The sequence below is a fragment of the Trichococcus alkaliphilus genome (assembly GCF_003008695.1).
GTDB classification, from domain to species: Bacteria; Bacillota; Bacilli; order Lactobacillales; family Aerococcaceae; genus Trichococcus; species Trichococcus alkaliphilus.
Window position 1 is genome coordinate 1 of the sequence record NZ_PXZT01000021.1, and the last position, 14,908, is coordinate 14,908.

The following is a 14,908-nucleotide window of genomic DNA, read 5'->3' on the forward strand; positions in this document are numbered from 1 at the left end:
CCCATATAAGACTTGAAATAATTCAATGTCCTATATAGAGGTAGCATATCATCCGAGACAGTCAATTCTTTATAAAATTTCCATTAATTGTTGATGTTCAGGTTTACGGGACTCAATTTGGAAACCAGATTGCGAAGACGCGATCCTGCGATTTCTTTGATCGGTTCGACGACCTCTCTGATCGCGACATATTTGTCCACGTAGGTTACAACAAAACTTTCTTTGTAACGAGGCAGGCCGCAACGGCTCACCAGGAACATATGCTTGAGGATGATGTCACGCTCCAACGAGCTGATTTCAGTGATGCGGCAAGCATTTTCGCAAGCTATTTTCGGATGGGCATCTGCATGGGCACCGATATTCAGCTGCGCGACAGCATCACGATCTTCATGGAAGAAGTCGTGCAACAAACCGGCACGTGCAGTGGAACGGGCATCCAGATTCCATTTTTTTGCAAGCTGGTAACTCTTATAGGATACGCGGATCGAATGCTCCAAACGATTGGTGAAGTGGTGATGGGTAATGGTCTCCATGTGCAATAATTCTTCGTGATAGATGAGATCTTCGACCAAAGCGACATATTCAACATCATTTTTCCAATGGGATTGTGGCATCTGCATGCTTATTCTATCATCCTTTGTGTAAGTAGTTGTGTTCGTATTTTTCATGATGCCCATACTATACACCCACAGCAGAAAAAAAGGAAGGTACTCGTTGTGTTTTTCTTCACTTTTACTAATTTTTAAATAGTTTGTCATTTGGCTGTCACATCCGCTGTTTTGCGAATTGGCATGTACTTTTCGGGATTCCGGAGTAGAATAGGGAATATAAGAACGGGAAGGGGCGTCGAATATGGAAAAAGTGGAAGGACCTTATTACTTATTGAACGATGAACTAGTAAAAAATACTGACGGCGAAAGCTATCCGGAATTTGAAGGCCGGACGGTATACGAAGTCATCCGTGTCGAGGATGGAATTGCAATATTTCTGGAGGATCATCTGGATCGTTTTTTCCGGTCCGCTGCTTATCTGGATCTGCCGCTGCCAGCTACGGCGAAATCTATCGAGGATCGCGTCTATCGCCTGATAGCCGCCAATCAGGTGGGGAATCAGAACCTTAAGTTCATCCTTGGGGAAACGTCAAAAGGCGAGAGTGTGTTATGGATCTTTTTCACCCAGAGCATCTACCCGCCAAAAAGCTATTATGAAGAGGGTATCACGACGAGTCTGTTCAGTATCGAACGACTGGATCCGAACATCAAGCTTGTCCGTTCGGATTACCAGAAAGCCGTGCTGCAGGAACGGGTGGATAAAGACGTTTATGAGCTGCTGCTTGTGGATGGTAATGAGGAAATCACGGAAGGCAGCCGCACGAATGTCTTTTTTGTGAAAGGGAAAGAATTATACACTCCCCCTGCAAAAGCGGTACTTCTGGGGATCGTCCGCAAGAAAGTGTTCGAAATATGTGAAAAAAGACAGATTCCGATCAACGAGACGGCCATCCCTGTCGAGTGGGTCAAGGATGCTGGAGGAGCCTTCGTTTCCGGAACCGGCAATAATGTGCTGCCGATATCGAAAATCGGAACGGTTGCGATTCCGACGATGGACAATCCAATAGTGCGGACGATCATGGCGGATTATGCCGAAATGGTCAGAGCGTATAAGGAATCAAAAAAACACTAAAAAAACATTGTTACCCTTTGTGTTTAACGGGTTGACAAGAGGCGGGGCAGCAGTTAAACTGAATACAGCATTGAGACCATCACTTCGGTTCAAGTGGTGGTTTTTTTATAGAAGAGAATGGAGGGAAAGGATGTCAACAAAGGAGAAAGTCCTGCAGTTTCTGGAGCAGCATAAAGGCGAAAGCATTTCCGGCCAAGATTTGGCTGATAAATTGGAAGTTTCCAGAACATCCGTGTGGAAAGCAATCAACGGCCTGAAAAAAGAAGGCTATCAGATAGAAGCAACGACGAATAAAGGGTATCAACTGTCAGTCGAAACCGATTTGTTGTCGGAGGCCGCCATCGTGCCTCTGCTATCGGAAGCGCTGAAAGCTCACCGGATCATTGCGCATAAAACGATCGATTCGACCAACCTGGAGGCCAAACGCATCGTCAACGAAGAAGCGACCTTCGAAGGCGTGATCTTATCGGAAGAACAGACAAAGGGCAGAGGGCGCTTGGGTAGAGTTTTCTACTCACCGAGCGAATCGGGCCTGTACATGAGTTTGGTTTTGAAGCCGGTTGCTGATCTGGATAACGCCACTTTGATCACGACTGCCGCCGCTGTGGCCGTCTGTCAGGCAATCGAAACATTGACAGGAAAAGAACCCCAAATCAAATGGGTGAATGATATCTTCCTGGATGGCAGGAAAGTCTGCGGCATCCTGACGGAAGGGATCATGGATATGGAATCGCGGACAATCGGAACGATCATTTTAGGTATCGGCCTGAACTTCCGGGCGCCTGAAACGGATTTTCCTGATGAAATCCAATCGATTGCCGGCACGTTGTTCGATTCAAAAAATGCCGTGGTGACACGGAACCAAATGGCTGCCGAAATACTCAACCGTTTTTATGTCCTTTACCCTGATTTGGCATCCCGTTCCTACCTGGACGAGTACCGCAAACGTTGCTTCGTCTTGGGTGAACAAGTCACTTTCCCCCAAGGAAGCGAAACGATCGAAGCCAAAGCGATCGCAATCGACGACGATGGCGGACTAGTTGTAGCCTTACCCAATGGGGAAACGAAAACCCTGACCTATGGCGAAATCAGCATCAAAATCAAAAAGAGAGAAGGAAAATAACATGAAATTATCAACAAGAGATTTGACCCAAATAAGCATATTTGCGGCTTTGACATTCGTCAGCGGCTTCCTGAGCATCCCCGTCGGACCCGTTCCTATCACTTTGCAGACACTTTTGGTGCTGCTGACCGGCTTCTTCCTGCGTCCGAAAGCTGCTTTCTTCGCGCAATCATTGCATCTGTTGCTGAAATTATTGCTTGGAGGTTTCCAATCCTTATTGTCGCCCAGCTTCGGCTTTGTTTTTGGCTTTGTCGCAGCCGCTACGTTGATTTCGTATCTTGTGCACAAAAAAGAAGGCAGCTTCCTGAATTACGGGATTGCTGCAGTTGCCGGCACAATCGTAATGTACGCAATCGGACTGCCTTACATGGCTGCAATCCTGAATGGTGTCATGGGCAATCAATTCGGCTTGGCGGAAATTTTCCAAATGGGCATGATTTTGTTCATTCCCGGGGACATCGCCAAAGCCCTGTTGGCCATCATCCTTGCTGACCGTTTAAAAGGTCGTGCGCGCGTATTTCAGCACTGATTTCGTTTTTTTGAAAAAATAAATGTTTTAAAAAGCATCCAAAACCGCATTCTGACGGGGTTGGATGTTTTTTTTGAAAAAATATCTCGAATTCGTGAATATATAACTTGAAATACATTCCGCGATGTGGCATAATGATATCAAGCTTACGAAATGTAAGAGAGATGAAGGTGAGTCCTTCATTGAAAAACAAGTGCATGGAGGAAAAAAATTGGAAAATACATCTATAATATCTCGAATTAGTAATGCTTTATTTGGAAGTAAAAATACAACAATAACAACAGACGAAAAGGGGAAAACAACTATGAAAATCGGAATTATCTCAGGAAGCGTACGTGAAGGAAGAAACTCAGCAGCAGTATCAGAATGGATCCATGAATTTGCCGAAAAACGCAATGACGGCGGCATCGAATACGAAATCGTAGCTTTAGCAAATTATGACTTGCCTTTGTTGGGCGCTAAATTGCCGGAAGAACGTCAAGCAGCAGCTGGTGCAGCGATCCAAGCTTGGTCAGAAAAAATGGCTTCATTCGACGGATACGTGTTTGTGACACCTGAATACAACCACGCAGTCGGTGGCGCTTTGAAGAATGCGTTGGATTTCCTAAAACCTGAAGTTGCCGATAAAGCAGCCGGATTTGTAGGATACGGAAGCTTGGGCGGGGCCCGCGCACACGAAAATATGCGCGTCATCCTAGGCGAATTGAGCGTAGCAACAGTGCACACAACAGTGAACTTCTCATTGATGACTGATTTCGAGAACATGAGCAACTTTGTGCCGAACGATTATCATGCAGGCAATGCGACAGCAATGATCGATGAATTGATCAAATGGTCGGGAGCATTGAAAACAATCCGTTAATAGTATAGAAGAACAAGAATGATGAGGGGAGGCCGCCATGCGCACATGGCAGCCTTTTCGTATTTCCGGAGACCGGCATCCTTCACCTTTCATCCATTGATTTTCTGAAAGCGAGCGTCTATACTGAAACGTACTGAGCTTGCAGGCAAGCAAGTTTTCGGATCATGTAATCAGCATAAACGTAATAAACAGTCGGAGGAGATAATTTGGTTTTGTTGGGGAGTTTAGTCAACAGCGCTGCCATCATTTTGGGTGGCAGCATCGGTTTGGTTTTGAAGAAAGGTTTATCGGATAGGTTAGCGAACGCAGTGATGAATGCTTTGGCGCTCTGCGTATTATACATAGGGGTCAGCGGCATGCTGAAAGGTGAAAATATTCTGATCACCATTCTGTCGATGGTTGCTGGCACATTGGTCGGCGAGGCGCTCGACCTGGACAAAAAAATCAATCAGCTCGGGGATACGGTCGAGAAGATGGTTGCTTCACCCAAAGAAGGGGTTTCCGTTTCAAAAGGGTTTGTGACGGCAAGTCTGTTGTTCTGTGTGGGCGCGATGGCAATCGTCGGTGCACTGCAGAGCGGTCTGACCGGCAATCATGATACGCTTTTCGCGAAGTCATTGATCGACGGCATTGCATCTATCGTGATGGCGTCCAGCTTAGGCATCGGCGTGCTGCTTTCAGCCGGTCTGATCCTCGTTTATGAAGGCGGCATTTCGCTTTTCGCCAATATTCTTGCGCCGCTGCTGACTGATTCTGTGATCAATGAAATGACCTGCGTGGGTTCCCTGCTGATTGTCGGTCTGGCTTTGAACATGTTGAAGCTGACGGATCTGAAAATCATGAATTATGCGCCCGCTGTCTTTTTCCCGATCCTTTTCGGATTATTTATGTGAATGCAGAAAAAAGACGTTCCTCAGCGGGCGTCTTTTTTGTATAATGGTCCATCCTTCTCTATAATCGGAATCAAGGAAAGCCATCGGAAAGGGGACGGTATCATGTGCGGACGTTATGCGTTGGAAGCGACAAAAAGGGAGTTATGGGAAAGGTATCTGTTGGGAGAAATGGAAGAGGACATAGAGGAGCGTGCGGAAATATTTCCGACCAACACCACGCCGCTGATAATGCCGGGAAACGAGTTGGTCCATCACAGATGGGGATTCATGGAGCCTTTCGCGAAGCGCCCCTTGATCAATGCCAGAGCAGAAACCATACTCGAAAAGCCGACATTCAGCCAGCCTTTCCGGACAGCGCGTTGTCTGGTGCCGGCGACCGCATTCTTTGAATGGGAGAAAGTCGGCGAAGAAAAGCTGAAACGAAAAATTACCGTATCGGATATCCCGATTTTTTCGATGGCCGGTATCCTCAAGACGTACCACGATGAGAACGGAAAACCTTTCTCGGCTTTTTCCATCATCACCACTGCCGCCAACGAGCAGATGCGAGCCATCCATGATCGCATGCCGGTTATACTGGAACCTGAAGATGAAGCCTTTTATCTGGATCAGAAGGCCGATCCGAGATTGGTTTGGAAGTTGCTGAAACCTACAGAGCATCGCCTGCTGATCCACTGATCAATCGCCATCCCATGATAATGAGAATACCCTCATCCAAATTTAATTTAATCGTTGACATCCTTATTTAATTCTTATAAACTGAAAGCAAATAACTAATGTGCTAGGAGGATTTATGCAAACGCAAACAAAAGTGCCGCAGTCCCATCATCAGTAAAAGCCCATTTGGATAATTCTATCTGAATGGGCTTTTTCATACTAGGGACTAGCGATTGATTGCATAAGCGGTTCTCGCACAATTTAAAAAATAGGGGGAAATGAAATGATTGGAATGGATTGGAAAAAGAAAGTAGCGACAACATTGGCACTGACTTCTGCCTTATTGCTTGGTGCATGCGCCGGCGGTACAGAAGAAGCGACGGATTCTTCCGCAGCAAGTTCAACAGCATCAGCGGATGCTGTGCATATCGGAATCCTGCAGATCCTTGAGCACGAATCGTTATCGGCAGCACGCACAGGTTTTTTGGAAGTTTTGGAGGAAGCTGGTTACGTTGAGGGCGACAATCTGATAGTGGATTACCAAAATGCTCAGGGTGATCAAGCAAACCTGCAGAGTATGGCTGAGCGTTTAGCCGGCAGCAATGACCTCATTTTAGCAATCTCGACACCAGCCTCACAAGCAATAGCGAATGCTGAAAAAGAAAATGCGGTCTTGTTCACTGCCGTAACTGATCCGATCGATGCAGGACTTGTGGCAAGCGCAGAGGAGCCGGGTGCAAACATCACCGGAACAAGCGATCAAGCACCTATGGACAAACAGATTGAATTGTTGCTGTCGATCGTACCTAGTGCGGAAACAGTCGGCATCATCTTCAACTCCAGCGAAATGAATTCCATTGTACAGAGCGATCAAGCGAAAGCATTGTTGGAAGCGGCAGGTGTGAACGTTGAAATCATGACTGTAACTTCCACAAATGATGTGCAGCAAGTTATGGAGTCATTGGTACAAAAAGTCGATGCGATCTATATCCCAACGGACAACACCTTATCCAGCACGATGGCTACTGTCGGCCAAATCGCTATGGAAGCCAAAATCCCTGTCATCCCTGGCGCAACTGAAATGGTGGAAGCTGGCGGATTGGCAACTTACGGAATCGACTTCAAGGAATTAGGTCGCCAGACAGGCGAAATGGCCTTGCAGATTTTGGAAGAAGGCAAGCTTCCTTCCGAATTGCCTGTCCAATTCCCTGAGACACTTCAATTGGTCATAAATGAAGAGATGGCTGAAGCGCTGGGAATCGATCCAGACAGCATTAAATTGCCGGAGTAAGTTATCCACTAAAAACGAGGTTGCCCCACTTAGTGCGGCAACCTCGTTTTTTTGTGGTTTCCCGGATTTAATCGCTCTGCTCCGGGGACAGAGGCCTCGCCGGAGTTCGACTAGATTAAACGTTGCCTCCTCCGATGAGCGAGGCTTCGTCGGAGAAGAGACCAAAAGTTACCGGCGAGCTCCGGTGAAAGGGGCCTAACCGGAGCTGCGGGACCGCATGCAGTCAATTGCAGTCCACCACAATCAACCCGCTCCTCTGATTCCGCACCCCGTCACATGATTTTGTAAGGAAATAGCAAAAGGGGTTGACAAAAGAAGCCGCTTTGCATAAAATGAGAATACGATAATAAAACTTAACGAAAAATTAGAAGGCTACAAAAAAAGAGGAGGGGATCGTCATGGAAGATGCACACGTATCAGATAACGTAATCATGGGGACAACCCCTTCTTATAACGGCTTATTATTATAGCAGGGCTTGGACACTGGAATATCAGTCGTTTGAGCCCTGCTTGGCATTGACAAATAATGGGGCTGAAGCGATTATTTATTGACCTTCGAAATGCATCCATTATTTGTGGATGCATTTTTTTTCGAAAATTTACTCTTATGATTTTTTAATGAAACCAAACGAAAAATGAACCGGAGGAAAAGACCATGACCGAAAAACAGTACATTCAATTCTTTGATACGACCCTGCGCGATGGGGAACAGACACCTGGTGTGAACTTCAATACGAAGGAAAAGGTGCAGATTGCCTTGCAGATGGAAAAATGGGGGATCGATGTTATTGAAGCAGGCTTCCCGATCTCTTCAGAAGGCGACTTTGAAGCGGTAAAGGCGATTGCCGGTGCTGTCAAAAACATGACGGTAGCAGGTCTTGCCCGCTGTAACGAAAAGGACATCGATGCTGCCTATGATGCTTTGAGGGATGCAGTCGATCCGCAGATCCATATTTTTATCGCGACCAGCTCCATCCATATGGAATACAAACTTAAAATGAGCAAAGAAGAAGTATTGGCCTCAGTAGCCCATCATATTGCTTACGCCAAATCAAAATTCGAGAAAGTCCAATTCTCTCCAGAGGATGCGACCCGTAGCGATTGGGACTTCCTGGTTGAAGTCATCAACCTGGCCATCGAAAAGGGCGCAACAGTCATCAATATCCCTGACACGGTTGGCTACACCAATCCGACCGAGTTCGGTAACCTCTTCAAATACCTGAAGCAAAACGTAACCCGTTTTGATGACGTCATCTTCTCCTCCCATTGCCATGATGATCTGGGCATGGCAACGGCTAATGCTTTGGCAGCAGTCGAAAATGGCGCGCTTCGGGTAGAAGGAACCATCAACGGAATCGGCGAACGTGCAGGGAATACGGCTTTGGAAGAAGTTGCGGTCGCTCTTCACATCCGCAAAAACTATTATGAAAAAGAAACCGGTATGGTCCTGAAGGAAACGAAGCGCACAAGCGATTTGGTCAGCCGCCTTTCCGGCATGCCGATTCCGCGCAACAAAGCCGTCATCGGTGGCAACGCCTATGCACACGAATCCGGTATCCATCAGGATGGCGTGCTGAAGAATCCGGAAACCTACGAAATCATCACACCGCAATTGGTCGGTGTGGAGCACAATTCGTTGCCGTTAGGTAAACTTTCCGGCCGTCACGCCTTTGTAGATCGGATTGCGCAAATGGGCTATGAAATCAGCGACCCGGCAGAAATCAAAATATTGTTCGCCCGTTTCAAAGAACTGGCTGATAAGAAGAAAAACGTGACCGAAGAGGACATCCATGCATTGATGGTCGGCAAATCGATCGAGGACGAATCAGCCTACGAGTTGAAACGCCTGCAAGTGCAGTTTGTGAAGGATGGCATCCAAGGAGCAATCGTCGGCATCCAAGACAAGCGCAATAAAGATACGAAAATGCAGGATTCAGCAACCGGATCAGGAAGTATTGAAGCCATCTACAACACTATCAACCGCATCCTGGACCAAGAAATCATTTTGAAGGAATACAACATCGAAGCCATCACGGGTGGTAAAGATGCGCAAGCAGAAGTGCATGTGGTAGTGGAGGATGAGGACGGTAAGAGCTATAACGGCACAGGCATCGACTTCGACGTCCTGACTGCATCAGCGAAAGCGTATATCCAAGCCAGCGAGAAAGCAAAAAATAAACAGACAATAGAAAAAGTATCAGCACATTTCTGATGAGGGGGAAAAAGTAAGATGAATTATACGATTGCAGCATTGCCCGGAGATGGCATTGGACCAGAAATAATGGAAAGTGGATTGACTTTGCTGGAAACAATCGGCAAAAAATTTCAACATGAATTCAACGTGACGGTTTACCCATTCGGAGGAGCCGGCATCGATGAGACCGGCGATCCGATTCCACCGCAAACAATCAAAGGCTGTTCCGAAGCTGATGCGATCCTATTGGCCGCAATCGGCGGACCGAAATGGGAAAATGCCGAGAAAACGCCGGAAGATGGCCTGTTGCAATTGCGTAAGACTTTGGGACTTTTCTCTAACATCCGCCCGATCGCAGTGAGCGACAGCATCGCCCACCTGTCCCCATTGAAGACGGAACGCGTTAAAGGCACTGACTTCATCGTTGTCCGCGAATTGACAGGTGGCTTGTACTTCGGCCAGCCGAAGCACTGGAATGACGAAGAAGCGACAGATACTCTCTTCTATAAGAAGAGCGAAATCGATCGGATTGTCCGCCAAGCTTTTGACATCGCGATGACGCGTGGCAAAAAACTGACTTCCGTCGATAAAGCGAATGTATTGGCCAGCAGCAAACTGTGGCGCAAAACAGTCAATGAAATCGCAACAGAGTATCCGGAAGTTACCGTCGATCATTTGTATGTCGATGCGGCTTCGATGAAAATTATCCAAGATCCGACTTCATTCGATGTCATCGTTACGGAAAACATGTTCGGGGACATTCTTAGCGACGAAGCATCCGTCATCACAGGCTCATTGGGGATGCTGCCTTCCGGAAGCCATGCGGTGTCCGGTCCATCCTTATATGAACCGATCCATGGATCCGCACCGGACATCGCCGGAAAAAACATCGCGAACCCGATGTCGATGATCCTGTCCGTTGCCATGATGCTGCGCCAAAGCTTCCAGCTGCATGAAGAGGCGGATGCGCTTGAAAAAGCGGCTGCCGAAGTGATGGATGCCGGTTTCCTGACGGCTGATTTGGGCGGCACAACTACAACGACAGCATTTACTGAACAAGTGAAAGCCATTTTGGAAAAGTGAAGGGGAGTAGACAGTATGAGCAGAACGCTTTTTGATAAACTATGGGACAGACACGTTATTACAGGACCAGAAGGTGAACCACAATTGTTGTATGTGGATCTGCACCTGATCCATGAAGTCACTTCACCACAAGGCTTCGATGGCTTGCGCGAAACCAACCGCCCAGTCCGACGTCCTGACAAAACGATCGCAACGGTCGACCACAATGTGCCGACGGAAGATATCTTCAACATCAAGGATCTGATTTCGAAGAAACAGATCGAAGCGCTGCAGAAGAATTGCGCAGAATTCAACATCCCATTGATGGACATCGGCACAGCCAACCAAGGGATCGTGCATATGGTTGGACCTGAATTGGGCGCAACCCAACCAGGTAAGATTGTCGTCTGCGGAGATTCGCATACGGCTACACATGGCGCTTTCGGAGCGATGGCATTCGGTATCGGCAGCTCGGAAGTGGAGCATGTTTTTGCAACGCAGTCGATCTGGCAGAAAAAACCGAAATCGATGGGCGTCAAAATCACCGGCAAATTACCTGCAGGCGTCTATGCGAAAGATATCATTCTGCACCTGATCGCGACGTACGGGACAGCCTTCGGGAGCGGCTACGCGATTGAATTCTACGGGGATACTGTGGAAGCCTTGACGATGGAAGAACGGATGACAATCTGCAATATGTCCATCGAATTCGGTGCCAAAATTGGCATGATGGCGCCGGACCAGACTACCTACGATTACCTGCGCGGCCGCCGTTATGCACCGGAAAACATGGAGAAGGCCATCGCAGATTGGGAAACACTGAAGAGTGACCCCGATGCTGTCTATGACACTGACATCGCTATCGAAGTTTCCGACTTGGCGCCTTATGTAACCTGGGGAACAAACCCGGGCATGGGCGTGCAATTCGGCGAAAAATTCCCTGAAATCCAGGACAAGAATGACGAGCGCGCTTATAACTACATGGATCTGCAACCCGGCCAGACAGCTGAAGAAATTCCATTGGGCTTTGTCTTCATCGGCTCTTGTACGAATGCGCGTCTGTCCGATCTGATCGAAGCTGCGAAGTACGTCAAAGGCGGCAAAGTGCCTGACCATATCCAGGCTATGGTCGTTCCGGGCAGCCGGACCGTCCGTGATGCTGCTGCGGAGTTGGGATTGGACAAAATCTTCATCGATGCTGGATTTGAATGGCGCGAACCAGGTTGCTCGGCTTGTTTGGGGATGAACCCGGATAAAGTGCCTGCAGGGGTACACTGTGCCTCAACTTCCAACCGTAACTTTGAAGGCCGTCAAGGAAAGGGTTCCCGGACGCACTTGGTCAGCCCAGCCATGGCAGGCGCTGCAGCAGTGAACGGTAAATTTGTGGATATCAGAAAGGAAGCAGTGACTTATGGAGCCAATTAAAGTACATAACGGTAAAACCGTTGCCTTGATGAACAACAACATCGATACCGACCAAATCATCCCGAAAGTATTCCTGAAACGGATCGAAAAAACGGGCTTTGGCGCTTTCGTTTTTGATGAATGGCGTTTCCTGAAAAACGGCGACCCAAATCCGGAATTCCCTTTGAACGATGCCGACCGCCAAGAAGCAACGATCCTCGTAACCGGGGATAACTTCGGCTGTGGCTCATCCCGTGAACATGCCGCTTGGGCATTGAAGGATTACCGTTTCCGCGTCATCATCGCCGGCAGTTACAGCGATATCTTCTATATGAACTCCTTGAAGAACGGACTGTTGTTGATCGAGTTGCCGCAAGAGCAACGTGACGCTTTGGCGCAGGTGCCGGCGAATGAAACCATCCAGATCGATTTGCCGAATCAAGTGGTCAGAACCAGCACAGCCGAGTATCCTTTCGCTATCGATCCGACTTGGAAGCACAAATTGGAAAACGGCATCGACGACATCACCGAAACGATGGCCTATAAAGATGAGATTGATGCTTATGAAGCAAAATGGGACAATATTTACGCATAATCGAAGAAGCGAGAAATTTCCTTCAATTGGAGGGAAATTCTCGCTTGTTTTTTTTATTTAAGGTAAGATGGAGTTGCGCCAAGGTCTGTCAAATATGACGATATGTTGTCGTTGTCGCTAAAAAAACATTATCCTATACTGCTTTATGTTATAATATCTTGTCTGTCGTTAAGCCCCGATTTGAGGATATCTGCAGAAAAAGGCCCGCAGGATGGATGAATGAATTTTCCCTACAGGAGGAATGAATAAGATGAGTAGAGCTTTAATTATTGGTGCCGGTGGCGTTTCCAACGTCGTATGCCATAAATGTGCCCAAAATTCAGAAGTGTTCGAAGAATTTATGATTGCCAGTCGTACAAAGTCAAAATGCGATGAAATCAAAGATCGGATCGAAAGCGGCATTTATGCTGGGCGTTCCAAAATCACGACTGCCCAAGTGGATGCGAACAACGTTCCTGAATTAGTGGCGCTGATCAATGAATACAAACCGGATATCGTGATTAATGTGGCTTTGCCATACCAAGACTTGACCATCATGGATGCCTGTCTTGAAACAAAAACTGATTATGTCGACACAGCGAACTATGAACCGGAAGATACAGCTAAATTTGAATACAAATGGCAATGGGATTACCGCGAGCGTTTCGAAAAAGCCGGCATCACCGCGTTGTTGGGATCAGGCTTTGACCCGGGCGTAACAAGCGTATTCTCTGCCTATGCCCAAAAACACCATTTCGACGAAATCCATACGATCGATATCCTGGACTGCAACGGCGGCGACCATGGTTATCCTTTCGCAACCAACTTCAATCCGGAGATCAACATCCGCGAAGTGACCGCCAACGGAAGCTATTGGGAAAACGGCGAATGGATCGAAACGGAACCGATGGAAATCAAGCGCGAATACAATTTCGATCAAGTCGGCAAGAAGGACATGTACTTGCTGCACCACGAAGAAATCGAATCTTTGGCTTTGAACATCAAAGGCATCAAACGCATCCGTTTCTTCATGACTTTCGGCGAAAGCTATCTGACGCATTTGAAGGTGTTGGAGAATGTCGGTATGACTTCCATCGTGCCGATCGAATTCGAAGGCAAACAAATCGTGCCGCTGCAATTCCTGAAAGCTGTATTGCCTGATCCTGCTTCATTAGGACCGCGCACTAAAGGCAAAACGAACATCGGAAACATCTTCACCGGCATCAAGGACGGCAAAGAAAAGACTTATTACATCTATAACGTCTGCGACCATGAAGCATGCTACAAGGAAGTCGGCTCGCAAGCTGTTTCCTACACAACCGGCGTCCCTGCGATGATCGGGGCAGCTATGGTCTTGACCGGACAATGGAAGAAACCAGGTGTATACAACATCGAGGAATTCGATCCGGATCCATTCATGGAAGCATTGAACGTCTATGGCTTGCCTTGGCAAGAGGACTTCAATCCTACCTTGGTCGATTAGGAGGCTGAAATGGACACGACAATCGATTTTCAAGCCTTGCCGACACCCAGCTATGTGGTGGATGAAACCTTATTGCGCCGCAATCTGGAAATCCTGAAATTGGTCAAGGATCAGACGGGCTGCAAGATTTTGTTGGCTCAGAAAGCTTTTTCGATGTATCATTTCTACCCTTTGGTTGCGGAGTATCTGGATGGCACGACCGCTAGCTCTGTCCACGAAGCGCAATTGGGTTATGAGGAATTCGGCAAGGAAACGCATGTCTTTGCGCCGGCTTTCAAAAAGGAAGAAATGGAGGCGTTGCTCGCGATAGTGGATCACATCGTCTTCAATTCCCCTAACCAAGTGAAGCTTTATGCCGAGATGGTGAAAAACAGCGATCGCCCAATCGAAATCGGTCTGCGTGTCAATCCGGAGCTTTCCACCCAGGACCATGCGCTTTATGACCCGGCCAGTCCGTTTTCCCGTTTGGGCACGACGGCTGTCAATTTTGATGAAAGCCAAGTTGAATTGTTGGACGGTCTGCATTTCCACACCCTTTGCGAACAGGGTTCCGATGCTTTGGAAGCGACTTTGGTCGCTTTTGAAGAGAAGTTCGGAAAATACCTGCATGGCATGAAATGGGTGAACTTCGGAGGCGGACACCACATCACCAAAGAAGGCTACGACATCGCTAAATTGGTGAAAATCGTCAACTACATCAAAGAGAAATATGACGTACAAGTCTATCTTGAGCCTGGCGAAGCGATCGCATTGAATACGGGCTTCCTTGTTGCGAGTGTGCTGGAAACGACCTACAACCAGATGAATCTGGCGATTCTGGATACATCAGCGACTTGCCACATGCCTGACGTATTGGAAATGCCTTACCGTCCGTTCATCATCGGTTCAGGTGAAGCGGATGAAAAGGCGCACACATACCGTTTGGGCGGACAGACTTGCTTGGCAGGGGATGTCATCGGGGATTATTCCTTCGATGAGCCGCTTCAGCCCGGCGATCGCCTGATCTTCACGGACATGGCCATCTATTCCATGGTCAAGAATACGACTTTCAACGGCATCCAACTGCCGGCCATCGCTGCCCATACGGTCAAAGACGGCACGAAAGTCATCAAGACCTTCGGATATAAAGATTTCAAATCACGACTGTAGAGTT

14 protein-coding genes are annotated in these 14,908 nt (G+C 47.6%); 13 read left to right on the forward strand and 1 reads right to left on the reverse strand.

Features of this window, described 5'->3' with window-relative positions:
- Positions 1-83 precede the first annotated feature (83 nt).
- Entirely contained in the window at positions 84-758 is a 675-nt protein-coding gene (locus tag C7R73_RS12895) for an HD domain-containing protein (RefSeq protein ID WP_239992643.1), read from the reverse strand.
- Between the two features lie 94 nt (positions 759-852).
- On the opposite strand from C7R73_RS12895, the gene C7R73_RS12900 reads away from it, so the two are divergent.
- From C7R73_RS12900 to nspC, 13 genes are all read left to right on the forward strand, one after another.
- Entirely contained in the window at positions 853-1,683 is an 831-nt protein-coding gene (locus C7R73_RS12900) for an aminotransferase class IV (RefSeq protein ID WP_106450895.1), read from the forward strand.
- 130 nt (positions 1,684-1,813) lie between these two features.
- Positions 1,814-2,806: a biotin--[acetyl-CoA-carboxylase] ligase gene (locus tag C7R73_RS12905; RefSeq protein ID WP_106450896.1), complete on the forward strand. Its 993-nt coding sequence runs from the start codon at positions 1,814-1,816 to the stop codon at positions 2,804-2,806.
- Position 2,807: 1 nt separating this feature from the next.
- The gene (locus C7R73_RS12910; RefSeq protein ID WP_106450897.1) at positions 2,808-3,335 is read left to right on the forward strand and encodes a biotin transporter BioY; all 528 of its coding nucleotides are present in this window, start codon (positions 2,808-2,810) and stop codon (positions 3,333-3,335) included.
- Between the two features lie 304 nt (positions 3,336-3,639).
- Entirely contained in the window at positions 3,640-4,197 is a 558-nt protein-coding gene (locus C7R73_RS12915; RefSeq protein WP_192875271.1) for an NADPH-dependent FMN reductase, read from the forward strand.
- Positions 4,198-4,409: 212 nt separating this feature from the next.
- Positions 4,410-5,090 carry a DUF554 domain-containing protein gene (locus C7R73_RS12920; RefSeq protein ID WP_106450923.1) on the forward strand — a complete coding sequence of 227 codons (681 nt, stop codon included), beginning with the start codon at positions 4,410-4,412 and terminating at the stop codon, positions 5,088-5,090.
- Positions 5,091-5,126: 36 nt separating this feature from the next.
- Positions 5,127-5,768, forward strand: a complete 642-nt coding sequence (locus tag C7R73_RS12925; protein ID WP_161525952.1) for an SOS response-associated peptidase — start codon at positions 5,127-5,129, stop codon at positions 5,766-5,768.
- A 271-nt stretch (positions 5,769-6,039) separates the two neighbouring features.
- The gene (locus tag C7R73_RS12930; RefSeq protein ID WP_106450924.1) at positions 6,040-7,038 is read left to right on the forward strand and encodes an ABC transporter substrate-binding protein; all 999 of its coding nucleotides are present in this window, start codon (positions 6,040-6,042) and stop codon (positions 7,036-7,038) included.
- 655 nt (positions 7,039-7,693) lie between these two features.
- Positions 7,694-9,250: a 2-isopropylmalate synthase gene (locus C7R73_RS12935; protein ID WP_106450900.1), complete on the forward strand. Its 1,557-nt coding sequence runs from the start codon at positions 7,694-7,696 to the stop codon at positions 9,248-9,250.
- Between the two features lie 18 nt (positions 9,251-9,268).
- Positions 9,269-10,315 (forward strand): 3-isopropylmalate dehydrogenase, encoded by a 1,047-nt coding sequence (gene leuB, locus C7R73_RS12940; protein ID WP_106450901.1) that lies wholly within the window; start codon positions 9,269-9,271, stop codon positions 10,313-10,315.
- A gap of 15 nt (positions 10,316-10,330) precedes the next feature.
- Entirely contained in the window at positions 10,331-11,719 is a 1,389-nt protein-coding gene (leuC, locus tag C7R73_RS12945; protein WP_106450902.1) for a 3-isopropylmalate dehydratase large subunit, read from the forward strand.
- Positions 11,706-12,293, forward strand: coding sequence for a 3-isopropylmalate dehydratase small subunit (gene leuD / locus C7R73_RS12950; RefSeq protein WP_106450903.1), 588 nt, complete (start codon positions 11,706-11,708; stop codon positions 12,291-12,293). Before leuC ends, leuD begins: the two co-directional genes overlap by 14 nt.
- A gap of 250 nt (positions 12,294-12,543) precedes the next feature.
- Entirely contained in the window at positions 12,544-13,755 is a 1,212-nt protein-coding gene (locus C7R73_RS12955) for a saccharopine dehydrogenase family protein (RefSeq protein WP_106450904.1), read from the forward strand.
- A gap of 21 nt (positions 13,756-13,776) precedes the next feature.
- On the forward strand, positions 13,777-14,904 hold the full coding sequence (gene nspC, locus C7R73_RS12960) for a carboxynorspermidine decarboxylase (RefSeq protein ID WP_205076526.1): 1,128 nt from the start codon (positions 13,777-13,779) through the stop codon (positions 14,902-14,904).
- Positions 14,905-14,908 lie beyond the last annotated feature (4 nt).

Coding starts and splice junctions, on each gene's coding strand:
- C7R73_RS12935 (WP_106450900.1), top strand. CDS start 7,694: ATGACCGAAAAACAGTACATTCAATTCTTTGATACGACCCTGCGCGAT.
- C7R73_RS12910 (WP_106450897.1), top strand. CDS start 2,808: ATGAAATTATCAACAAGAGATTTGACCCAAATAAGCATATTTGCGGCT.
- leuD (WP_106450903.1), top strand. CDS start 11,706: ATGGAGCCAATTAAAGTACATAACGGTAAAACCGTTGCCTTGATGAAC.
- leuC (WP_106450902.1), top strand. CDS start 10,331: ATGAGCAGAACGCTTTTTGATAAACTATGGGACAGACACGTTATTACA.
- C7R73_RS12930 (WP_106450924.1), top strand. CDS start 6,040: ATGGATTGGAAAAAGAAAGTAGCGACAACATTGGCACTGACTTCTGCC.
- leuB (WP_106450901.1), top strand. CDS start 9,269: ATGAATTATACGATTGCAGCATTGCCCGGAGATGGCATTGGACCAGAA.
- C7R73_RS12895 (WP_239992643.1), bottom strand. CDS start 758: ATGACAAACTATTTAAAAATTAGTAAAAGTGAAGAAAAACACAACGAG.
- C7R73_RS12955 (WP_106450904.1), top strand. CDS start 12,544: ATGAGTAGAGCTTTAATTATTGGTGCCGGTGGCGTTTCCAACGTCGTA.
- C7R73_RS12915 (WP_192875271.1), top strand. CDS start 3,640: ATGAAAATCGGAATTATCTCAGGAAGCGTACGTGAAGGAAGAAACTCA.
- C7R73_RS12900 (WP_106450895.1), top strand. CDS start 853: ATGGAAAAAGTGGAAGGACCTTATTACTTATTGAACGATGAACTAGTA.
- C7R73_RS12905 (WP_106450896.1), top strand. CDS start 1,814: ATGTCAACAAAGGAGAAAGTCCTGCAGTTTCTGGAGCAGCATAAAGGC.